At 56.9% G+C, this 22,386-nt stretch carries 16 protein-coding genes and 1 tRNA gene; 10 read left to right on the top strand and 7 right to left on the bottom strand.

Translation table 11 applies throughout. The features are described 5' to 3' along the window. Positions 1 to 246 precede the first annotated feature (246 nt). From OHL21_RS02150 to OHL21_RS02140, 3 genes are all read left to right on the top strand, one after another. A complete protein-coding gene (locus OHL21_RS02150) occupies positions 247 to 2,946 on the top strand; it encodes an Ig-like domain repeat protein (protein ID WP_263415606.1) in 2,700 nt (899 codons plus the stop codon). 186 nt (positions 2,947 to 3,132) lie between these two features. Next, positions 3,133 to 5,889, top strand: a complete 2,757-nt coding sequence (locus OHL21_RS02145; RefSeq protein WP_263415605.1) for a protease pro-enzyme activation domain-containing protein — start codon at positions 3,133 to 3,135, stop codon at positions 5,887 to 5,889. 111 nt (positions 5,890 to 6,000) lie between these two features. Then, entirely contained in the window at positions 6,001 to 9,660 is a 3,660-nt protein-coding gene (locus OHL21_RS02140) for an Ig-like domain repeat protein (RefSeq protein WP_263415604.1), read from the top strand. Here the strand turns inward: OHL21_RS02140 and ppk1 are convergent. Beyond that, positions 9,657 to 11,816 (bottom strand): polyphosphate kinase 1, encoded by a 2,160-nt coding sequence (gene ppk1, locus OHL21_RS02135; protein WP_263415603.1) that lies wholly within the window; start codon positions 11,814 to 11,816, stop codon positions 9,657 to 9,659. The genes OHL21_RS02140 and ppk1 overlap by 4 nt on opposite strands. Before the next feature lie 117 nt (positions 11,817 to 11,933). Between ppk1 and OHL21_RS02130 the strand changes: the two genes are divergently transcribed. After that, complete coding sequence (locus tag OHL21_RS02130; RefSeq protein ID WP_263415602.1) at positions 11,934 to 12,233, top strand: hypothetical protein; 300 nt, start codon at positions 11,934 to 11,936, stop codon at positions 12,231 to 12,233. A gap of 126 nt (positions 12,234 to 12,359) precedes the next feature. Here the strand turns inward: OHL21_RS02130 and OHL21_RS02125 are convergent, their stop codons facing one another. The 6 genes from OHL21_RS02125 to OHL21_RS02100 form a co-directional block, all read right to left on the bottom strand. Further along, a complete protein-coding gene (locus OHL21_RS02125; protein ID WP_263415601.1) occupies positions 12,360 to 13,142 on the bottom strand; it encodes a VOC family protein in 783 nt (260 codons plus the stop codon). Further along, the gene (locus OHL21_RS02120; protein ID WP_263415600.1) at positions 13,135 to 14,070 is read right to left on the bottom strand and encodes a COX15/CtaA family protein; all 936 of its coding nucleotides are present in this window, start codon (positions 14,068 to 14,070) and stop codon (positions 13,135 to 13,137) included. The genes OHL21_RS02125 and OHL21_RS02120 overlap by 8 nt, the downstream gene beginning before the upstream one ends. Before the next feature lie 59 nt (positions 14,071 to 14,129). Next, entirely contained in the window at positions 14,130 to 15,086 is a 957-nt protein-coding gene (locus tag OHL21_RS02115) for a tetratricopeptide repeat protein (RefSeq protein ID WP_263415599.1), read from the bottom strand. 11 nt (positions 15,087 to 15,097) lie between these two features. After that, positions 15,098 to 16,348 carry an efflux RND transporter periplasmic adaptor subunit gene (locus OHL21_RS02110; protein WP_263415598.1) on the bottom strand — a complete coding sequence of 417 codons (1,251 nt, stop codon included), beginning with the start codon at positions 16,346 to 16,348 and terminating at the stop codon, positions 15,098 to 15,100. A 57-nt stretch (positions 16,349 to 16,405) separates the two neighbouring features. After that, positions 16,406 to 18,187 carry a single-stranded-DNA-specific exonuclease RecJ gene (recJ, locus tag OHL21_RS02105; protein WP_263415597.1) on the bottom strand — a complete coding sequence of 594 codons (1,782 nt, stop codon included), beginning with the start codon at positions 18,185 to 18,187 and terminating at the stop codon, positions 16,406 to 16,408. A 149-nt stretch (positions 18,188 to 18,336) separates the two neighbouring features. Then, on the bottom strand, positions 18,337 to 18,846 hold the full coding sequence (locus OHL21_RS02100) for a hypothetical protein (RefSeq protein WP_317889952.1): 510 nt from the start codon (positions 18,844 to 18,846) through the stop codon (positions 18,337 to 18,339). A gap of 38 nt (positions 18,847 to 18,884) precedes the next feature. Here OHL21_RS02100 and OHL21_RS02095 point away from each other — a divergent pair, with 38 nt between their 5' ends. The 6 genes from OHL21_RS02095 to OHL21_RS02070 all read left to right on the top strand — a co-directional run bounded on the left by OHL21_RS02095 (position 18,885) and on the right by OHL21_RS02070 (position 21,978). Beyond that, positions 18,885 to 19,235 carry a (2Fe-2S) ferredoxin domain-containing protein gene (locus OHL21_RS02095; protein ID WP_263415596.1) on the top strand — a complete coding sequence of 117 codons (351 nt, stop codon included), beginning with the start codon at positions 18,885 to 18,887 and terminating at the stop codon, positions 19,233 to 19,235. An 81-nt stretch (positions 19,236 to 19,316) separates the two neighbouring features. Then, positions 19,317 to 19,595 carry a DUF507 family protein gene (locus OHL21_RS02090; RefSeq protein ID WP_263415595.1) on the top strand — a complete coding sequence of 93 codons (279 nt, stop codon included), beginning with the start codon at positions 19,317 to 19,319 and terminating at the stop codon, positions 19,593 to 19,595. Then, positions 19,592 to 19,867 (top strand): DUF507 family protein, encoded by a 276-nt coding sequence (locus tag OHL21_RS02085; protein ID WP_263415594.1) that lies wholly within the window; start codon positions 19,592 to 19,594, stop codon positions 19,865 to 19,867. Before OHL21_RS02090 ends, OHL21_RS02085 begins: the two co-directional genes overlap by 4 nt. Before the next feature lie 71 nt (positions 19,868 to 19,938). Further along, positions 19,939 to 20,015: transfer RNA gene (locus OHL21_RS02080), tRNA-Glu, on the top strand. Between the two features lie 65 nt (positions 20,016 to 20,080). Beyond that, positions 20,081 to 21,460 carry a tRNA (N6-isopentenyl adenosine(37)-C2)-methylthiotransferase MiaB gene (miaB, locus tag OHL21_RS02075; RefSeq protein ID WP_263415593.1) on the top strand — a complete coding sequence of 460 codons (1,380 nt, stop codon included), beginning with the start codon at positions 20,081 to 20,083 and terminating at the stop codon, positions 21,458 to 21,460. After that, entirely contained in the window at positions 21,457 to 21,978 is a 522-nt protein-coding gene (locus tag OHL21_RS02070) for a bifunctional nuclease family protein (RefSeq protein ID WP_263415592.1), read from the top strand. Before miaB ends, OHL21_RS02070 begins: the two co-directional genes overlap by 4 nt. Positions 21,979 to 22,386 lie beyond the last annotated feature (408 nt).

Genomic DNA, 22,386 nt, shown 5'->3' with positions numbered 1-22,386 from the left:
GGATAGCGTTTTCAAATCTCTTCAGTTGGGCGAGCGATTCTTCCAAATAACGCGACACGCCGACAGCGTACCACGCCCTGCAACTTTAGTTATCGGCAGGTAACTTTCGTTGGCCTGGAAGTGTTATTGCCTTTCCCGTCGGCAGCGGCGAGAATCAATGCAATCCCTATGGTGGTGAAAATTCAGGCTTTTTTGCGCCGGTATGCGGTCGTCTGCGCGCTGGTATGTACTTTTTTGTCGGCTGCCATGGCACAGCAAAACCGCCGGGCATTGCCATCCGTCACTACATCGCTGCCGGCAGGGGCAGTTGTTCTGGACGCGGCTCCAGCTTCCTGGCCGTTGCAACACATCTCCATTGCACTGAAGGTAGACGATAGCCGGCAGAGTGCGTTGGCACAATATTTGACGGACCTTACGACCAAAGGTTCCTCGAACTACCATCATTGGCTGACTCCGCAGGAGTTTGCCGCTCGTTTCGGCGCCACCGACGCGGAGATAGGTACGGCGACGACATGGCTTGAGGCCCAGGGCCTGCATGTCACAGCAACCAACGCCGCCCATACGTTGTTGCAGGCAGCCTCGACGGTAGCGACTGCGGAGGGCGTCTTCCACGCCAGTCTGGGTCAGGTTGAGCTTGCCGGAACTTTGCATGTTGTCCAGCGTGGCGAGCTTTCCCTGCCGGGAGATGCTCCACAGATCATTCGCGCGGTAACGGGACTGGATGATCTTGATAGCTCCCCTTTGGCGTCCGCGGAGGCGGCGGTGGATGCAAACGCCTCAGGCGTACTGGTGCTGGGCGACATTCCCGCTGGTGAGACGGATTGGGATCTTCTGCTGAAGCAGGCGAATGCCCAGGGCATAACAGTATTAGGGAACGCATCGGGCGGTTACGAATCAATGACGGTCATTGCTCCCAAGGCGCTGAACAGTGCCATGACCGGAACGGGAGCGCGACCAGCGTGGCAGGTCGCAGACGGTCTGCCTACCGATGGACTTCGCGCTGTTCCGGATTTCATTTCGACGGAAGATTTCAGCGCAACGGTCAATGAGTTGATCGCTCGCAGCGATGGAAGGCTTGGCAACATCAATGCCACGCTCTATCAAATGGCTGTGATTCCTGGTGTCTATACGCAGCCTGAGGGTGTCGTTACAGGAGCCTGGACTCCACAGGCAGGGCTTGGGGCTATTAACCCGGCTGAGATCATTAAGCGCTGGCCTCTTGGGACGACGGTCACAACAACCTCACTCCTTGCGTCCAGCTATTCCGTTAACGGTGGTACGAACATCACCTTCACGTCGGCGGTTAAGTCATCGACGAATTCCACTACTGTACCGACTGGAACTGTGACGCTGACCTCTCCTCAAGATGGCGTGATCGGTTCGGGGACAATCGGCTCGGACGGAACGGTCAATATCTCGATTTCTACGTTAGTGATCGGTCCACATACGATTACCGCCATCTACAGCGGAGACTCTACGTTCGCGGCGTCCAGCAGTAGCCCGATCACCGTTACCATCTCGCCTTCGACGGGCACGCTGTCGGCATCGGTCTCTCCGTCACCGGGCGCGTATGGGAATACCGCCACCATTACGGCGACCGTCGCGGTCACTACAGGAACCGCCAATGGAACGGTTCAGGCTGTTGTAAATGGGCAGACCTATACCGGAACTGTGGCATCAGGAACAGGAAACATTACGATTACGATTCCTCCGCCCGGAAAGTATTCGATCGTGATCTCCTGTCCATCGGCCAATACCTTTGTGTGTACAAACTCTCCTGTGACGTTGTCGTATACGGCGACGAAGGGAAATACCACCACGACGGTTACGTCGAGCAACAACGCAGCGACTACGGGCGATTCTGTTACCCTGACGGCTACTGTCTCGAATGCGGGTAATGCAACGGGAACATATATCTACACGGGCAACGTGACGTTCCTGGACGGGACGAAGACTGTCGGTACTGCTCCGCTTGTTGCTGGTTCAGCTACGGCGACGGTGACATTGACCGGCGCCGGAACGCACTCCATCACCGCGGTGTACTCCGGGGATACGAACTGGAACGGAAGCACCTCAACCGCAATTGCCGTCGTCACGTCGAAGGTGACCCCCACTCTGGTGTTGTCCGCCAGTACGATGACGGCCGTGAGTGGAACGAACATCGTGTTTACGGCGACCGCCAGTGGCGGTTCGACTACGCTGTCTCCTCCAACTGGGACAGTGACGTTCTACGATACGGTGGGTTCCACCGTCGTGACTCTGGGGACGGCCACGCTGGCTCCGAATGGAACGACGCAGTCGATAGCGAGCGTATCGAGCACTGGTCTTCTGCCTGGCTCGCATAGTCTTTATGCCATCTATGCCGGTGATACCAACTACAAGAGTGCTACGTCCAACACCTTGGCAGTTACAATCAGCGATTTTACCGTCAGCCTGAATCCGACATCCCTGAATATTACGCAGGGCAAGTCGGCGCAGGTTGCTGCAACGGTGACAAGCTCAGGCGGGTTCGCCGGGACGATTACGTTGGGCTGCACGCCTCCAGCTGCGGCGCTGATGACCTGCGCCTTTTCTCCGGCATCGCTTGGCAGCAGTGGCGCCAGCACGCTCACAATTACAACGACTGCGAATACGGCCTCTTTAGAGAGGCATGACATTCCATGGCATCTTCCTGCCGGCGGAACGGTGCTTGCGGCGATCATGTGGTTCATCGTGCCTACACGCCGCCGTATCAGCCTGCTGGTCGCGATACTTGCGGTTTTGATCACGATAACGGCAGGAGGCTGCGCGTCTGGAATCGAGCAGAACGGTACCAACAGTAGCAGTGGCGGATCTGCCAACAACGGTACCCCATTCGGAACCCAGTTGTTGACCATCACTGTCGCAGGAACCGACGGTGGAAACCCGGTTCGTCACAACTACAGCTATCAGGTAACCGTGCAGTAGAGCATTTCCTGGATACCCAGCAACAGGGAAAATGCTCTAGATGTAAAGAGGATTTCGTCGGCTCTCCGAAACCTTTTCGGAAAGTTCTCGTCTGTACGTGCGACCCTCGTTGTTCTCCGGTCGCAGGTACCGTGCGTTCTCGCTACGTCTGTCGTGGCCGTAAAAGGGGGTTGACTGGACCTTTGTATGCGACGACTTCGTATCCTCCCCGTACGTGCTTTGGCTCTTTGCATCGCAATGCTGGTCGTGTTGCAGGCATCGACCTTGTTTGCAGTACAACCATCCCGCCGTATTAATGCGATTGACGACGCCCAGCGCGCCCCGATGTCAGGCAATGTGTCGCCGCGCGTTCGTGGAGCGTCTGACCTTGGCGAACTGCCGGGAAGTCAGCAGCTGGAGCAACTTACACTTCGTTTCAGCATGAGCGCTGCACAGGAGGCAGCGCTGACGCAGCTGTTGCAGGATCAGCAGAATCCGAACTCTTCTCGTTATCACCAGTGGCTCACTCCGGAGGAGTATGGGGCACAGTTCGGCATGGCGCAGGCGGATCTGGACCAGGCAACAGCATGGCTTACCAGCAAAGGTCTGACGGTGACGGAGGTAGCGCGAAGCAAAAACTTTATTACCTTCAGCGGTCCGGTCTCGGCAGTAGAGAAGGCCTTCCAGACTTCGATTCATTCTCTCCAGTCCGGGGGCGAAACAAACTTTGCGAATATCTCGGAGCCGGTTCTTCCAGCGGCGTTGCAGCCGGTTGTCACAGGAATCACCGGCCTCAATAATTTCAAGCTAAAGCCGCATGTGCGACCTCGCTTCACCTCAGATAAGTCGGGAAGCCACTTTCTTGCGCCGGGCGACCTTTACACGATCTATGACATGGGTTCGCTGGTTTCCGGTGGTACGAACGGCTCGGGTGTAACGATTGCAGTGATGGGTCAGACAGAGATCAGCCTTTCCCAAGTAGCGACCTTTCGTAGTGTCTCAGGGCTTTCTGCGAATGCGCCCACAGTGAAGCTCTATGGCACGACGCCCGGAACGGTGAATAACGATCTAGCTGAAGCAATGCTGGATGTGGAGTGGTCCGGCGCGGCTGCTCCGTCGGCGTCGATCCTGTATGTGTATTCGAAGGACGTTGTGGACACGTCGCTGACCCAGGCGATTAATAACAACCTCGCTCCTATCATTTCGATCAGTTATGGCCTGTGCGAGTCGGGATGGGGTCAGAGCAATCTGAACACTTATAACGCACTCTTCCGCCAGGCAAACGCGCAAGGCCAGACCATCGTGGGGCCGACCGGCGATTCCGGCGCCACCGATTGCGACTACAGCAGCGGCTCTAGCACGGTGACATCGGCTCAGTACGGACTAGCCGTCGATTTTCCGGCTTCTTCGCCTTATGTAACCGCTCTGGGTGGAACGATGTTCAACGAAGGAAGCGCGACCGGAGCTACGACATATTGGAGCGGTTCCAATGGAAGCAATCAAGGATCGGCTCTTAGTTATATTCCGGAGGCGGTATGGAACGAGACCACATCCGGGAGCGCATTAGCTGGTAGTGGAGGTGGAAAGAGCGACTACTTCGCTAAGCCGGCCTGGCAGACAGGCACTGGTGTGCCTACGGATTATGTCCGCGATGTTCCGGATATTGCTTTCAACGCGGCTTCCGGTCACGACGGATATCTCATCTGCATGACCACGTACTGCACGAACGGCTATCGCGCCTCCGACGACACTCTTGCAGTTGTGGGCGGCACCTCTGCCTCAACACCAATCTTCGCGGGAGTCCTTGCCCTGGTTGAGCAGAAAACCGGCTCGCGCATCGGCAATGCCAATCCAACGATCTATGCATTGGCCAACAGCACCTACTACGGCACTGTGTTCCATGATGTGACAGTCGGTGATAACAAGCAGCCTTGCACGAGTGGAACCACCGACTGCCCCTCAGGTACAACCAGCATTGGCTACAGCGCTACTACGGGATACGATCTGGCAACTGGATGGGGTTCGCTAGATGTCGCCAACTTTGTTAACGACTGGTCAGCGGTGACCCCTCTCTCCTCCGGCGGCTCGGCGGTCTCTACGACGACCGTTACGGCTTCGCCGACCAGTGTGACAGCCGGCAACTCCGTTTCTGTCACCGTAACTGTGGCATCGGGCACATCGGGCGTAACGACAACTCCGACAGGCACGGTGCAGTTGCTGGTGGATGGAACGGCGACAGGCTCCACGTTGTCGTTGAGCTCCGGTACAGCAACCGGAACTGTCTCCACAGCGTCTTTGAGCTCCGGCAATCACACGATTACAGCGTCCTATTCGGGTGATACGACCTACGGAAGCTCACTGGGATCGGCGACCGTCGATGTCGTAGCGGCCAGCACCGCTGACTTCACACTCTCGCCCGCGACTGCAACAGCTACGGTAAGCTCTGGAGGTACAGCATCGCCAATTACATTTACCGTCGCTTCGGTGAATGGTTTTACGGGATCGATCAGCTTCAGCGCAGCCAGTACCTCAACTCTGGCAGCGCAGTATAGCTTCTCCGTCTCGCCGGTTACGCTGACGAGCGGAGGTACGGCAACGACTGCTTTGACTCTGTATGCGTACCAGTCGAGCGCCAAGGTGGGCCACGGCATGACGCAACTGGCGGCTCAACAGGCGGTGTTGCGTCGAGGGGAGAAAGGAGCTGCAGGCGGAGCACTTGTTCTTGCAGGTCTGCTCTGTATTCTTATGCCGCGCAGGCGGCGCCTATCTGCTCTGCTGCTCATCAGCTTTAGCGGCGTATTGATGACAGGGCTATCCGGTTGCGGCAGCGGCTCCTCCGGCTCGAGCAGCAGTGTTACTAAAACAGCAACCGGTACCTATACCATTACGGTGACGGCCACCAGCAGCTCGACCAGTTCCACGGTTACATCCCATACGTCGACGGTAACCTTTGTTGTGAATTAGTGACGTTGGATATCACATGAGGGGGTGGCTTCGGCCACCCCTGTGTCTTTTAAATGACTCACTTGTAATCGCGAGGGGAATTTGACATCGCGACCGGGCCGCCGGAGAATCATGGCATCTTCAGAATCCCCCTGGTGCATGCCTGTACTGTACCCGGCCACAAAGGCTCTTATGTTGAACCTCCGCCGTTTTGCAGCAGCTATTCTGGCCCTTGTTTCCGCTTCTGTCTCTGCTCAACTCACAAATCAAGCCAAACCGCTGGTGACCCAGCCGGTGAACGACAACCGCCGCGTCGAATTGCGTGGCATGGTCCACCCGCTGGTTCGTGTTGCTAACGATCAAGGGGCACTGGCTGATGACCTGGCGTTGAATCGCATTCTGATGACATTACGGCGCAGTGACGAGCAAGAGACTGCATTGAAGCAGTTGATTGATCAACAGCAGGATAAGAATTCACCCAACTATCATCAGTGGCTTACGCCGGAGGAGTTCGGGGCAAGGTTTGGCCCTTCCGATACGGACATCGCTACATTGACGAACTGGCTGGTAGCGCACGGGTTCAACAACGTTTCGGTGAATAAAGGCAGAACGACCGTGGAGTTCTCCGGTTCCGCCGGAGCGATGCGGCAAGCTTTTGGCGTCTCGATGCATCGGTTCTCGTACCTTGGAAAGCCGCGGGCGGCAAATATTACGGATCCGCTAATCCCTGCCGCTCTTGCTCCGCTGGTCTCCGGGTTCAGCTCGCTGAACAACTTTCCGCGCAAAACCTTCGCCGAGAAGTACGGTATCTATCGGCGCGATTCGCAGACAGGAAAACTGCAACAGGTGGGAGGCGCTCCCCAATACGTTATTTCATCGAACGGTTCCGCCTACCTTGGCGTAACGCCTTATGACTTTGCAACGCTCTACAATCTGAATCCTCTTTGGAATTCATCGGTGAATGGCGCCGGGCAGAGGATTGCGATCGTCGGCGAGTCCAAACTGAATCCGCAGGATTTTGTAAACTTCCGCAATTTGTTTGGCCTTCCGGTCGGGAATACTTCGGGACCCACCGGGACCCAGTATCTGAACATCATTAACAACGGTCCGGATCCCGGATACCAGGATGATGAGATCGAAGGCAACATTGATGTGCAGTGGTCTGGTGCTGCGGCGCCTGGCGCGACAATCGACTATGTCTCATCCATGGGGACAGAGACCACTGCAGGTATCGATCTGTCGGCCCAGTACATCATCGATAACAATCTGGACCCCATCATTAGCGAGAGCTGGGGCGTTTGCGAGTTCGCTGCCGGTACCAGTGGAAACAGCTTTTATCGTTCGCTCTGGCAACAGGCAGCGGCGCAGGGAATTACGGTTCTGGTTGCCGCCGGTGACGCCGGCTCGGGAACCTGCGATCAGAACAAGAGCTATGCAAGCTATGGCCTGACCGTTAACGCGATAGCGTCCACTCCATACAATACCGCGATCGGCGGCACAGACTTCCAGACCCTCTACGGGGATAACGGCAAATTCGGCAGCAGCAACAACTCGACGACCAAAGCTTCTGTTTTGGCTTATATTCCCGAGACGACCTGGAACAACACCTGCACGAACGAACAGCTCTCACTTTCAACGACCTATGGGGGGTTGTCTCCGGAAGCTGTCTGCAATAACTCGACAGCGCAATCCAAAGGACTGCTGACTACCACCGGTGGCGGTGGCGGACGAAGCAACTGTATCTCTGCTACGGGGTCGACGCTCTCCACCTGCCAGGGCGGATACCCTAAGCCATCCTGGCAGACGGGGACTGGTGTGCCCGCAGACGGTGTCCGCGATATCCCGGATGTGTCTCTGTTCGCGTCGAATGGCTTCTCGAGAGCCTTCTATATCGTTTGCCAGGCCGATCAGCTCTCGGATGGTAAGGGATGCAATATCTCCTCGCCTTATAACGATCTGATCGGCGTGGGCGGAACGTCCGTTGGCTCTCCTGCGATGGCCGGCATTATGGCCCTGGTTGCGCAGAAGAATGGCGGTGGCCGTCTCGGCAATGCCAACTACAATCTGTACGCTCTGTTCAATAAACAGACCACAGCGGGCACGGCCTGCAGCGCGAGTGGAACTCCCAACGCGGCCTGCACCTTCAACGACATCATCGCCGGCACGAACAGTGTGCCGTGTGTGAAAGGATCGCCAAACTGTACGGTCAATAATAGTGCGGATAGCTATGGCATACTTTCCGGTTTCAGCTCTAACACAGGCTACGACCTCACGACCGGCCTGGGATCGGTAAACGCCGCCAATCTTGCGAATAACTGGTCGACTGTGACTTATAACTCGACCACCACGACGCTGTCGTTATCTTCGGCGAGTATCACCCATGGAACACCTGTGACGGCCAGTGTAACCGTTACCTCGGGAACTGGCACGCCAACTGGCGACGTCACCATCAACGCCTCTACAACGAACGGATCAGTGGGCCGCGGCACGCTGAGCGGAGGAAGCTATTCCGGAACGTTCAATAACTTCCCGGGCGGGACATATTCAGTGACGGCACATTACGGCGGCGATGCGACGCATGCTGCCTCGGACTCGAATGCCGTCCCACTGACCGTTACCCCTGAGAACAGTAAGACTACAGTGCAGACACAGTTCTACAACCCAAGTACTAGGGCTATTACATCGCAGACAGGCATGTTTTACGGACAGTATCTGGCGCTGATCAAATTCACTGTAGCTGGAGCCACTTGTCCGTCGAGCACTCCTTGTGACGGCGTACCGACTGGCACTGTGGCCGCGCAGAACAACGGAACGGCGTATGGAAACGTTAGCCTCAATAGCGATGGTGATGCTGAGATCCAGACAACGGAACTCGCGCCGGGAAGCTACAGCTTTAGCGGAAGCTACAGTGGCGATGCCAGTTTCAACAAAAGTACGACTTCCAGCTCCAGTGCTTTCACGGTAACAAAAGCTGCTACGACAACGACGTTCTCATCATCTGCGACCACCCTCGGCTCCGGTCAGGCGGCAACGCTTAGCATCAGCGTGCCTACCCAGAGCTATGGCGACTATCAGACGGGAACGGTCAGTATTCTGAACGGCAGCAACGTTCTGGGAACCGTGAGTGTCAAAGGCGCTGTATCCTCAGCGGGGTTGAACAATGCCACGGCAACGTACACGCTGAATGCCAACCAGTTGAACAGCGGTGCAAACTCGATCAGCGTGCAATATAGCGGTGATGGCAACTACCAGAGTTCGACTTCAACAGCCACAACCATAACACTTACAACAGCCTCCAGCTTTAGCCTGAGTGCATCGCCCGCGAGCCTCACTGTATCGCGTGGAAGTTCTGGGACATCAACTATCTCCGTAACGGCAGTAAATGGGTTCAGTTCTTCGGTGGCCTTGTCCTGCAGCATCTCCGGTTCACCGAGCGGCGCCGGCTGCACGCTTTCGCCGTCTTCCGTGGCGCCGGGAGCGACTTCGACGCTGACAATCACCACTGCTCGTGGTTCCGCGCAAAGCGGTGTTTTTTCCGAGTGGAGACCAATCTCAATCGGTGGTGTGACAGTTGCCGGGCTGCTGCTGGTTATGGTTCCACGCCGTCGTCGTTTTGTTCCACTGCTTGGAGTGTTATTGCTGCTTGGGATAGCCGGAGTTGTCAGTGGCTGCGGTAGTGGTAGTGGTTCTTCGAGCACACCCGGAACACCGGCTGGAACTTACACCGTGACGGTGACGGGAACCAGCGGATCAACTACGCAGACGACCTCAGTTTCCTTGACCGTGAACTAATTCTTCTTTGTCCGGCGACTCGGCGTTTTGGCAGGCTGAGGTGCGGTTGCCTCAGCCTGCGGTATTTGCACCGCAACACCTTCGGACTGTTGCATGAGGTATGCCTGTACATCGAACGGCTTGGCTACCTGCGCTGGACGTACGTAATGTCCATCGGGGGTGAGCAATCTCGCCTTTGCATCGTCGCGCAGATAGCTGCCGAGAATGTCTTCCCGTAAGCGAAGCAATAACTGCTGGTCGTAGATGGGGAAGACGGCTTCGCAGCGGTCGTAGAGATTACGGGGCATCCAGTCGGCGCTGCCGCAGTACGCTTCATCCTTGCCATCGTTCAGGAACCAGAAGATACGGCTATGTTCGAGGAAGCGGCCCACGATCGAGCGTACGCGGATATGGTCACTGAGACCCGGTACACCGGGGCGTAGGGCGCACATGCCACGGATAATGAGGTCGATCTCCACTCCCGCCTGGCTGGCGCGATACATAGCCTCAATCAGGCGGCGATCGATAAGGCCGTTCATCTTGGCAATGAGATGAGCCGGCCTGCCTGCTTTGGCGTGCTCGATCTCGCGGTCGATCAGCTTTTCAAGGTCGTCCACAAGTGTCAGCGGAGCCACCATCAGTGGGCGATAGAGCTCGCCTTCCGCTTCGGCGGTCAGATAATTGAAAACTGCATGGACGGCATGCGTGATCTCGGGATTCGCGGTCAGCAGGCTGATGTCGGTATAGAAAAGCGCCGTGACCGGATTGTAGTTGCCCGTACCCAGATGGGCATAGCGGCGCACAACGCCGTCTAGATCACGGCGAACCATCAGTGCGAGCTTGCAGTGGGTCTTCAGGCCGAAGATGCCGTGGAAGACTTGTACGCCTGCATCTTCCAGGGTGCGAGCCCAGCGAATGTTAGAGGCCTCGTCAAACCGGGCCATCAGCTCTACGACGACGGTAACGTCTTTCTGCTGCGCCGCATCGACCAGTGCGGCAAACATCGGTGAGTCTGCACTGGTGCGATAAAGCGTCTGCTTCATGCTCACCACCGCAGGATCCGCTGCCGCGGCTTCAATGAATTCCTCGACGACGCTATAGCTGTCGAAAGGGTGATGCAGCATGATGTCCCGCGTACGCAGCTCATCCCACAAATCTGTCGACTTTCGGTCGAGACGGTACTCACGGCCATGGAAGGGAGGATACTTCAGCGCATCCTTATCGACACCCGAGTAGAGATTCATCAGCCGGGAGAGGTTTACCGGCCCTTCGGTTTTGAAGACCTGCCATTCATCCAGTTCGAAGTTGGCGCGCAGGCGTTCGACGATCTCGGGGTCAGCGCCTTCGCTCACTTCCAGGCGGACCGCATCGCCTTTGCGACGGTTGTGCAGTTCGCTGCGGACACTCTCCAGCAGGGAGCGTGTCTCTTCTTCCTGGAGATAAAGGTTCGAATTGCGAGTAACCCGAAATGCGGTCTTTGCCAGAACCTCGTAGCCGCGGAAGAGACGTTCCGCCTGCGCTTCGATCAGGTCATGAAGAAAGATGAACTCGTTGCATCCGCTGGTGCACGGCAGCTTGACGAAGCGGGGCAACGACCGGGGAACTGTAATCACGCCGAGAATTGGTGCAGCGGCAGCAGCTCCCTTACGCTTACGCCGAAGCAGCAGCGCGATGCAGAGTGCCTTGTTCAGGACTCGCGGGAAGGGATGTGCTGGGTCGATGGTGACCGGGGTCAGAAGAGGATCGACCTCATCGTTGTAGTACTGTTCGGCATATTCCCGGGCTGCATCGTCCAGTTCGCTCCACTCCAGAACCCGGATGCCTGCGTTCAACAAGGCGGGCAGGAGCTGGTCATTCCAACAACGGTACTGGTCGCAGACAAAGGCGTGCATCAGGCGGTTGAGCTCTTCAAGGCGCTGTTGTTCGCTCATCCCGTCATCCGCTTCGGCCTGAGGGGTGACGTAACCATCTTCCAGACGCTGCAGTACGCCGGCGACTCGAATTTCGACAAACTCGTCGAGATTGCTTGCTGTAATGGCGAGGAACTTGACGCGCTCCAGCAACGGATTGCGGTCGTCCTGCGCCTCTTCCAGCACCCGCCAGTTAAAGCGGAGCCAGCTTTCATCGCGGTTGAAGAAACGGTGAGGTGCGGGTGCCGGATTCGTTCTACGTGGCATAGAAAATATCAGCCTATCAGCAGCTTTGATACGGCATGATAAATCTGAGGTCTCCCGTATCACATAGCTAACCAAAGATAAGAAACTCTCATCTCTTTCTAAACAGGAGAGTTTCCTATGAATCGTACAACCCGTTTTCTGGCAGCATGTCTCGTTGCGACATTACCTGGCGCTTTCCTGGGGGCTCAGACTGCGAAACAGGATATGAAAGATGCAGGTCATGAGACCAAACAGGCTGCCAAAGACACCGGCAGCGGCATTAAGAAAGGAACCAAGAAGACAGCCCACACGGTCGGTGAAAAGACAGAAGAGGGAGCGGACGCCACCAAGAGGGGCACCAAAAAGGCTTACCAGAAGACCAAATCTGGGACAAAGAAAGCCGTCAACAAAGTTGACGGCGATCCGAATACCAAATAGTCCAGATTGCTCTAGTAGCATTTTCACTGTTGCTGGGTATCCCGGAAAAGGCGTGCAGCGGCGTTTTCATTGCGGAAAACGCCCATAGATGCAGATGCCCTGTATTACACCTACAGTGAAAATGCTCTAGCTGCCGTGTTCGCGGAACTCCACGATATTCCCGTCCGGGTCTGTCGTGGAGAGCGCGTTTTTCGCACGCGTGAAGGGAACACCACGCTTCGTCAGCTCTGCCGCCGCTTCCTTGAGACTCTTCACCTGGAAGGCAACCCGCATGCGGGCTCCGATCTGATCGTCCTCAATCACGACGGTCTCTCCCGAGGTGCCGGGGATGGCGAAGCTGCCTGACTTTGTAATCGGGAAGTGCAGCTTCTCGGAGTAGTAAGCGCGAGCGGCCGGAACATCCTTCATCGCAAGAGAGACGCTGATCAGCTTCGGGCCGACGGGATTCCCCAGGTGTTTGCCATGGTCGTTTGAGTGGAGAGAGCCAGGCATGTACTGGGTGTACTCGATATTCTGCTTCTCCGGGCCTTCCATGGTGAACAACAGATTGCCGGCGCCCGCTTTCTTGAGGTCATGCGGCTTCAGGTCCTCACGCTCATACTGCTTATGCAGCGATTCGAGATCGCTGCCATAGAAGCAGAGGTGCAGGAACCCGATCTGGGGCTGTTTCTCCGTCTGCGGATAGAGCTCGATGAACTGGTCGTCGTTGATCTTGATGAAGGAACGATCCAGGACTCCCTTGTTATCGATCGTAAAGGCCTCAAGAAAACCGATCTTCTCATAGAAGGCGCGGGAGGCTGGGACATCTTTGACGCGTATGGCGACATGAGCCAGGCCGTCCATGGGGACAGATTGTGCAGACACAGCGGCTGTGACACACAGCAGCAGGAAGAGCAGCAGCTTACGCATGAAGTTCCTTTGTGAGTGGGAATGTTTGTTGCGCGGAAAGCCAGAGGAGGGCCACCCAGTAAAGATCGGCCCCGAGCAGGTGCAGCACTTGCATCCAGGTTGGGGCTAACAGCAGCAGGTCGGCAAAGCCGAGTGCAATCTGGAAGGCGAGCAGGCCGAGCACGAAGTTTGCCAGCGGCGATCCCCAGGAGCGTTTCAGTAGCCAGATGACAAATACGGTTGCCAGGAAGGCGCTGAGCGGGTGCACGCTGCGCAGCCGCAGCAACATGGGAGAGTTGCTGGCGAAGTCCTGGACAAAGGCTGCACGCAGCGACGTCGCTGGAAAGAGTGTATCGCCGAGGGCTGCCAGTGATCCGCTTACGCCGACAACGAGTGTGCTGACCAGGCCGATGGCGCTAAGCCAGAGATTGCGGCGAGAGATGGTGAAACGCCAGGGACGCTCAAGGAAGTAAACCGTCAAGGTGTATGCGCCCAGTAGCAGAAGGGTATTCGACAAATGGATCGAAAGGACGATGACTCGACCGATAGAACGGTTGCCGGTGACGTAACCCAGTTTCACCAGCAGAGCACCCAGAATAGCTTCATTGATCAGCAAGACGGTCGCCGCCAGTATGGCCTTAAGGGCGGAATATGGTCGCTGCAATGTTGCGATGATGGCGAGCAGCAGTGCGAGCGTGAGCACGCCCGCGCCTCCAGACATCATGCGATGGGTAAACTCGATGATCGTATCGACACGGGGCGTATGCGGGATGACCTCTCCATTGCAAAGGGGCCAGTGATTCCCACAGCCCGCTCCGGAGCCGGTGGCACGTACGATCGCACCCCAAAGCACGACAAGAATATTCCACGCCAACGTGAACCACGCAAGACGCTTTACATGAGTGGTAGTAAGCCGGGCTGACGCGGGATGGAGTGCGGTAGAAGCCACGACTTTTATTCTAGCTCTGCGGCGACTCGGGTCGATTGTGAGCTGCGTCAGGTGTTTCGTCACATTCCAAGTGCGTGGCGGGCAACAGGGTAGTCCTTTGCTAATGCCAGTGCAGCCTGGTATTCGGCCTTTGCGCCTTCTTTATCTCCCCGGTCCGTAAGGATCTTTCCGAGCAATACGTGTGCACGAAAAACCGGAGCCTGGTCGGACTTTGACGGGGAAGCAAGGTACTCCTTAAGCAACCTTTCTGCCAATGCAGGATCGCGGTGCTGTTCGGTCAGGAATGACGCGGCGTCGAAGCTTGGGGCGGAACGGGGACGATCGGTATTGATCACGTCGCGGATCACGGAGATGGCATCATCAACGCGTTTCCGGCGGTCGTAAAAGGCCACCAGATCCATCAGATTTTCCGCGGTATGTTTGACCTCAATCTCTTTTTTCAGCTCTTGCTCGGCCGCACCGTAGTCTTTCTCTTTTTCGGCGACCAGAGAGAGGATGCGGTGATATTTCGCTGCGGAGAGCGGCTGAATACGCTCGGCGAGTTGCCGTGCTTTGTCGGTGCCTCCACCAACGATGGATGGCGCCCGCGCATAGAACTCGCCCAGATCATTGATTGCATCCAGGCTGGTAGGCGCGAGCTGAAACGCACGCTCGAACGATGCGACGCTGCGCTTTGCCATGCTGAAGCCAGTAAACGGGCCTGACTTGTCAGCTTTCAATCCATACGCGCGCCCCAGCCAGAGATAGTAGATCGCATTGCCGGAGTCGTTGGCCACAGCCGCCTCGCAGTGGGGAACAGCGCGATCCGGAAGCTCCTGGGCATAGTACGCACGGCACAGTAAATGGTGTGACAGAGCATCTTTCGGGTTGGACTTAACCGCCGGCTCGAGCGCGGCAGCCACATCGTCGACGCGGCCTGCCATAAGAGCAGATCGTGCTTCGTGCACATCCATGGCTCGCATGGAAAGCGACGTGAACAGGACGGTGGCGAACAAAAACGGCTTCAGGTGCTGCATAATCAACTGCCTTATTGAACGACATCGACCGGCAGGCCATCTGTCAATTCGCTGTTGTCAACGGAATTGACGGCAACCTTGTCATTAACGGAAAGACCGCCGGCAATTTCGATACGTGTCGGGGTTACGGCGGCGCCGACTTGAACCGGTGTTCGTACCAGCTTGCCGTTCACAATGCGGAAGACATAGCTCTGCGATCCCTGGGTGTGCAGAGCCTCTCGGGGAACCGCCAGAACATGTGGGTGTTGCAGGATGGTGACGGTGACCGTGACATTGGTATTCGGCAGTAGGTCACCATGCGCATCATCGACACTGATAATGCACTCACCCACGTTGCGGGTGCCATAGTTGATGATGGTCGTCGGTACCGTCTCAACATGTCCGTGCCACACCTTGCCCGGCTTGGCTTCCCAGACGATGCTTACAGCCTGATTGACAGCCAGCTTACCTACGTCAGGCTCGTCAAAATAGGCCGTAATCTGGATACGGTCAAGGTTCGCCATCGAGAGAAGGGTCTCTCCAGCGGGAACAAAATCCGACTCCTGTATCGGAAGCGAATAGATCGTTCCATCGAACGGAGCCCGGACGTTCAGCTGATCGTAGAGTTTGCGTGCGGAAGCCACATAAGCCGAGGCATCGGCTACCTGCGCCTTAGCGCGGGCGCGGTCCTGAGCGCTGTAACGTGAGGCTGGGGAAGAGCGCTGCTCCAGCGCGATGCGGGAGGATTTCGCATTTTCAAGCCGTTGTTGGGCGGCGAGAACCTCGCTTCCAGAAGCAGCTCCTTTCTGCTGGAGTTGCTGTAGCGCTGCGAGGTCACGTTGGGCCTGCTGCTCCTGCAGACGAGCTTTCTCCAGGTCGGAGGTCATGCCGATACGCTCATCAGTCGAGCCGCCGCTCTCCATATCGTGGATGGCGGCCTCGGCTCCGGCCAATGCGGACTGTGCGGTGGCCAGCCGTCCCCGCGCCTCAGCATCATTCATATGAATGAGCAGCTGACCGGCTTTTACCTTTTCGCCGGCTCCGACATAAATCCGATCGACCGTTCCCGCCATCGGAGCGTGCGCGTCAAAGGGCTCCACGGGCTGAACTTTGCCGTTCGTTGGGGTTGTACTGGTCAGATTTTCATAAGTAACGGAGGCAGCGTGGACATCGACATTGCTACGAAACAGGGAACGCAAACCAAAGCCGACCGCAACAAGAGCGGCCAGGCCGAGCAAAGCGAAAACGAAAGTGCGAGCAGGACTAGTAGCTTTCTGAGCCATAGGGCGACGAAGCGTCAGTATATCTGACGCAGGTGGAAGGGTTTGCGGCACAAAAAGTTATCCTGCCGTATGAGCTGGGCGTAGATCGCACAACTCCAGTTCAATTGCATTTCCGAAGTCCGGGTTTGCATTTTCGCGAATGCGAAAGGCCGCGTCGATCATCGCACCCTGCGTTACGCCGAGTTCCTGCAAGCGCGAGGGCCAGTGGACCCGCCGCGACCATGCCAGACAGGCGATGGCGGCGTTGCCTTGCTCCAGCCGCAAACGAAGGTGTTTGTCCTTGAGAACACGTATTTCCAGAATGCGGAGGGGGCCGGAACAGAAGACCGGTTCTGGATTGGAGTGCCCAAAGGGTTCAAAACGATGGAGCTGTTCCACAAAGGCGGGCGTAATGCGCTCCAGCGGCAGGGAAGCGTCACAGTGCAGCTCTGGGAGCAGGGTCTCCGTAGACATCGCGGAGCGTGCATAGAGCCCGAGGCTCATTCGCAGTTCAGGCACCCTGTCAGAGGGAAGAGAAAACCCGACGGCATGCGCATGTCCGCCAAACCGGGTGAAGATCGGGGCGATGGAATGAACTGCGGTCAACGCATCCAGCAAGTGAAAGCCAGGGATGGAACGACCGGAGCCGTATGCCTCACCTTCCTCGTGGGCCAACACAAGGGCCGGACGGTGGGTACGCTCGACCACGCGAGAGGCCAGAATACCGATCACGCCGCGGTGCCAGCCGTGTCCATCGAGGACGACTGCCCCCGTTTCCGCAAGAGATGCATCGGCGGCGAGCACTGCCTCGATTTCATCGAGAGCAGCCTGCTCGGTCGCGCGGCGATCTTCGTTCAGCCGGTGTAGTTTCTCAGCTATTTCGCGGCCCCGCTCGGGAGAGCGCGTCAGGAACATCTCGACGACATCCGAGGCAATATCCATCCTTCCGGCGGCATTGATGCGAGGCGCCAGACGGAAGGCGACCGAGGTCGCTGTCAGCGGCTGCCGGACATTGAGTTGAGCAAGCTCCATCAGGGAGCGGAGACCCGGTTGGACAGGTTTGGACAGCTCGCGTAGGCCGATGGCGACAATGACGCGGTTCTCGCCGGTGAGGGCCACCGCGTCTGCAACGGTCGCAATCGCTAACAACTTCAGGAAGCTGGGCAGCAGCTTGGTTCCTACCGTTTCGGCGGGAATATCGGAGCTCTCCAGGAGGGCCTGGGCTAGTTTGAAAGCGACACCCGCGCCGCAGAGATCTTTGTTCGGATAAGGGCAGTTGGGCTGGTTGGGGTTGATGACGGCAAGCGCAGGAGGCAGGCCGCCGATCTCGTCTGGAAGATGATGATCCGTGACGATCAGATCCAGCCCGAGAGCCTGTGCTTCTTCGGCGGCAGCGAAGGCGCGAATCCCTGTGTCGACTGAGATGACCAGGCGGACACCCATCGCAGCTGCGTTCGCCAGCACTCCCGCTTGCATCCCATAGCCCTCGCGAATGCGGTGCGGAATATGGTAGCGGACGATGGATTCGCCGCCGGCGATACGGTCAATGGCTGTCTTAAGCAGCACAGTAGCCACGGTGCCGTCGACATCGTAGTCTCCGTAGATCAGAACGGGCTCACGGCGCGCGATGGCCTGGCGAATGCGTTCCACTGCGGCTGCCATACCCAGCATGGCGGAAGGGGGGTGCAGGTGGCCGATCTCGGGATTGAGGAAAAGGTCAACCTTTTCCGGGGTGTCGAAGCCGCGGCTGAGCAAAAGTTCGGCTATGACCTGCGGAAGGCGCAGTTCACGGGCGAAGGCCTCGGCTTCTTCGAAGGAGACCTCCGGGCTTGTCCAGCGATAGAGCGGTTCGGCGGGCACTAGAGCAATTCTCCTAATACTGTGGTGTTGGATAAATCTGCGAATGCCGTTTTCTTCATAGGAAAACGGCGCAAATAGCCAAGACTTCACCCAGCGAACAAGTTCGCTGGGGACCCGATACTCCGCTTTACACCATTAGGAAAATTGCACTATTCGTCTGCGTCGGGATCGTCCACGATGATCGAGTCGAAGTCCGAGACACTCTCCATTAACTGCTGAAAGCGGTCATACCACTCGGTCGAGGTCTCATAGATGAACATGATGCCGTTGTAGGCGAAGCCGAGCTGCAGGTAGCCGGTCTTGCCGACATAGTTCACCAGGTACTGCGCGTCGTCGATATCCGGTGTGTCATCAGAGTCCGGAAATTCGCGGACGTGAAGCTGCTCAATGAGGATCTCGATATCACGCTTTTCCAGCGTGACTTCGCTCATGGTCAGGAAGCTGACCCCGGCGGCTTTGGCATGTTCGACAAAGTCTTTCCAGGAATCGGCGTGCTCTTCTTCGAAGACAACGGTAGGAATGTCTTCATGGACATAAGCATTCATACGGTGCATACCGTGGCCCGCGATGAAGGCAATCATGTCGTCTTTCAGGGAGATCAGGTTATCCGTCTGCATTGCAACAAACGGTATTGTCTCAAAAAGCGCGGAGGGAAGCACAGGAATACTCTAGGAGTTTGAGGACACATCCCACGTTTATGGCAAAGTTTGAGCGTCACGTTTTCGTTTGCGGTAATGAGCGCCTGGAGGGCGCTGCCCGTCCAAGCTGCCGTCCCCACGGGGGCCGCCAGTTGAAAGATGCCCTGAAAGACACCGTAAAGGCAGCCGGCTTGAAGAACACGGTCAGGGCCAACGAGGCCGGCTGTCTGGATCAGTGCGAGCATGGCCCGGTGATGGTCGTCTATCCGGAGGCAGTCTGGTACGGCTTTGTGAAATTGGAGGACATCCAGGAGATCGTCAACGAGCACCTGGTGCATGGACGGCCGGTGGAGCGTTTGCGGCTGGCCGAGAGCTGCCTGAATACCCCGAACTGCCCGCATCGGCCATAACCAGGGAGACGCCGTCACGGATATCTTTTGTGGGGCGAGAAATCGGCGTTAACCGCGTGATATAAATGACTTCGAAGAGAGATGATTTTTTCCAAGGACTACGTCACTTACCTGGCCAAGCAGACGGTGCAGCACCTTATCGAGGCGAAGATGGTCCGTACCGATAAGCCGGGTGTTCTGAATGAGCGTGTGAATCAAGGTCTGCTCGACGAGCTCTCGCTCGAAGACCGGATCAACGACGAGGTCCGCGTCATTCTGGAAACCTTTCAGGACGACATGCGCAAGACAGGCGCAAGCTATCCGGAGATGTTCAAGAAGGTCAAGAACGAGCTTGTGCGCAAATACAAGGCGGTGCTGTGAGAATCTCGCGCGACAAGCTCAACAAACTGGCTCACGTAGTGGCCGATACTCTGGCGGAGACCGACGAGGCAGAGTTTCTGGAGGACCGGAACACGATCCGCCAGGAGGCTCGTAAGGCGCTGGAGAAGCTGCTGCTCGAAGAGACCAAGATCGACCAGGCAGCGCGGCAAAAGATCACCTCGCAGCGGAAGATCATCCTGGAAGGCACCCAGGAGTGGGACATCCTATACCGCAAGTACTACAACGACGAAGTGAAGAAACTCGGTATCTGATCCAACAAAACAGCTTCTTCACTGCTATACTGAATCGAGTGGGCGTGAGTCATCACCGCCCTGCCCCTAGCGGCGCCATGGTGTAATTGGTTAACACGTCGCCCTCTCAAGGCGAAGAGTACGGGTTCGATCCCCGTTGGCGCTACCAAAGCCCGACAGTCAAATAATTTCAAGGAGCCAGGCCGATGTGTGCCCGGCGGTATACTTTCAAGCGTGGCTAAGACCTTTTATATCGAAACCTTCGGCTGCCAGATGAATGCCCATGACTCGGAAAAAGTCATCGGCACGCTGCAGCACGAGGGCTATACCCAGGTGACGGACGAAGACTCTGCCGATCTGGTCCTGTACAACACCTGCTCGATCCGCGATAAGGCCGAGCAGAAGGTCTTTCATCGCTTGAACGAGTACAAGCGCCTGCAGGGCGAGGGGAAACGCTTTGGTGTGCTGGGCTGTGTGGCGCAGCAGGAAGGCGAGAAGATCTTCGAGAAGGCTCCATTCGTCTCGCTGGTGAGCGGTTCGGCCTCCTACCGTAACCTGCCGGAGATGCTTCGCCGCCTGGAAGCAGGGGAGCACCGCATTACCGGTCTCGATGATCGCCAGACGGATGAGACGTTTGATACCGAGTTCACCGCGCGGTCTAATCCGCACCGCGGCTACATCACTATCACCGAGGGCTGCGACAAGTTTTGCTCTTACTGCGTTGTGCCGTATACCCGTGGCAAGGAGCGCAGCCGTACCTCGGAGTCGGTACTGACGGAAGCGCGCCGCATGGCAGATGCCGGCTTTACCGATATTCAGTTGCTCGGCCAGAATGTGAACTCCTACTGTGATCCCCTCGGTAAAATGAATTTCGCCGAGATTCTGGCTGCGGTTGGTGAGATCTCAGGAATCCGCCGCGTGCGGTTTACGACGTCGCATCCGCGGCACTTCACGAAACAAATCGTCGACGCGATCGATGCCGTGCCTGCGTTGTGCGACCATATCCATCTCCCGGTGCAGAGCGGATCGTCGGCCGTATTGAGGGCGATGCAACGCGAATACACGCGTGAGTGGTATCTGGAGCGTATCTCCTGGATCAAGTCCGCGAAACGGGACATCTCCATGACCACAGACATCATCGTAGGTTTTCCAGGAGAGACTGATGCCGATTTCGAAGAAACGGTGACTCTCTGCGGCGAGGTGGGCTACGACGGTGTCTTTGCCTTCAAGTATTCTCCGCGTCCCAATACGCCTGCGGTCTCTATGCCTGAGACGGTATCCGAAGAGGTGAAGAGTCAGCGGCTGCAGGTTCTGCTTGATCGTCAGCGAGAGATTCAACGTGACCTCTACAGCCGGCACGAGGGCAAAGTGATTGAGGTGATGGTCGAGGGCTTTAATCAGCAACGCGGCCAGATCATCGGACGCACCTCGCAGAACAAGACATTGAACTTCACCACTGCACAGCCGGTACTGCCGCAGATTGGCAGTTATGTTCCCGTAAGAGTGACGAAGTCGTTGCCGAATAGCCTGGTGGGCGAACAGGCCGGCGACGCAGAGGTTCCGGCAGCGGTGCTGAAGCAGGCCCAGCCTGTCGGTCTGGTGGTGCTGCAATGAACTTTCCTGGACTTCAACACGATGACACGCCGCAGGAGATTGAAATGAAGATCCGCGGCCTGATGATGGACCCTGTCACCAACATGCCGATCGTCGTGCTGAAGGACGTCGCGGGCGATATGGTACTGCCGATATGGGTTGGTATCTTCGAAGCAAATGCCATTGCTCTGGAGATTGAGAAGACAGCAACTCCGCGGCCGATGACTCATGATCTTCTGCGGGATACGATCCGCGGTCTGAACGCCCAGGTGGACAAGATCGTGGTGCAGGAGCTGAAGGACGATACCTTTTACGCGGTCATCTGGATGCATCAGGAGGGCGAGGTTGTGACCATCGATGCCCGGCCATCGGATGCTCTGGCGTTGGCGTTACGCGCGGATGCTCCGATCTATGTTCACCGTGAGGTGTTGAAGAATGCCCGCCTGTCGACCTCCGATGCACAGAATGTGACTGCGGAACAGATGCGCCAATGGTTGGAAGGCCTGAACGATGACGAGATGGGCCGTTACAAGATGTAGCGCCTGGTTCGTTCAGGATGACAAAATTGCTACGGCGTATCGACAAATTCCGGATAGCCTATACTCCGGGTGCCCCATCCATCGCAACGCGATGGGTGGGATGTTCGAGCGAAGCTCGAATGGGTGGGAGCCGTGTGCTTTCAGCCCACGGTGTATCGGCTCAATAGCCCGTCTGCTTTTACGCCTTTATCAGCGGGCTCAAGCCCGCTGCTCCCACCATTCTCAGTCATGCTGTCTCAGATCAACTGAACATCTCGATAGGCCCTAACGACTTCAGATTTACCCTAGTGTCCTGAGTCATTAATTCGTTCAACTATTTTTAGATTGGGTCCATCTAACATGGCATGGAGCAAGCCATGAGACGAGGACGCAGTTTGCCGTCGTTGACGTTGACGACTGAGGATCGAG

Origin of the sequence: Terriglobus albidus, assembly GCF_025685425.1 — a bacterium.
Lineage (GTDB): Bacteria > Acidobacteriota > Terriglobia > Terriglobales > Acidobacteriaceae > Terriglobus > Terriglobus albidus.
This window is presented reverse-complemented; position numbering and strand designations above follow the sequence as displayed.

Bases quoted from the DNA above. Each gene is read 5' to 3' on its own strand.
- OHL21_RS02090 (WP_263415595.1), top strand. From the start codon at position 19,317: ATGATTTTTTCCAAGGACTACGTCACTTACCTGGCCAAGCAGACGGTG.
- OHL21_RS02115 (WP_263415599.1), bottom strand. From the start codon at position 15,086: ATGCAGCACCTGAAGCCGTTTTTGTTCGCCACCGTCCTGTTCACGTCG.
- ppk1 (WP_263415603.1), bottom strand. From the start codon at position 11,816: ATGCCACGTAGAACGAATCCGGCACCCGCACCTCACCGTTTCTTCAAC.
- OHL21_RS02095 (WP_263415596.1), top strand. From the start codon at position 18,885: ATGGCAAAGTTTGAGCGTCACGTTTTCGTTTGCGGTAATGAGCGCCTG.
- OHL21_RS02140 (WP_263415604.1), top strand. From the start codon at position 6,001: ATGGCATCTTCAGAATCCCCCTGGTGCATGCCTGTACTGTACCCGGCC.
- OHL21_RS02125 (WP_263415601.1), bottom strand. From the start codon at position 13,142: ATGCGTAAGCTGCTGCTCTTCCTGCTGCTGTGTGTCACAGCCGCTGTG.
- OHL21_RS02130 (WP_263415602.1), top strand. From the start codon at position 11,934: ATGAATCGTACAACCCGTTTTCTGGCAGCATGTCTCGTTGCGACATTA.
- OHL21_RS02110 (WP_263415598.1), bottom strand. From the start codon at position 16,348: ATGGCTCAGAAAGCTACTAGTCCTGCTCGCACTTTCGTTTTCGCTTTG.
- OHL21_RS02070 (WP_263415592.1), top strand. From the start codon at position 21,457: ATGAACTTTCCTGGACTTCAACACGATGACACGCCGCAGGAGATTGAA.
- OHL21_RS02145 (WP_263415605.1), top strand. From the start codon at position 3,133: ATGCGACGACTTCGTATCCTCCCCGTACGTGCTTTGGCTCTTTGCATC.
- OHL21_RS02150 (WP_263415606.1), top strand. From the start codon at position 247: ATGGCACAGCAAAACCGCCGGGCATTGCCATCCGTCACTACATCGCTG.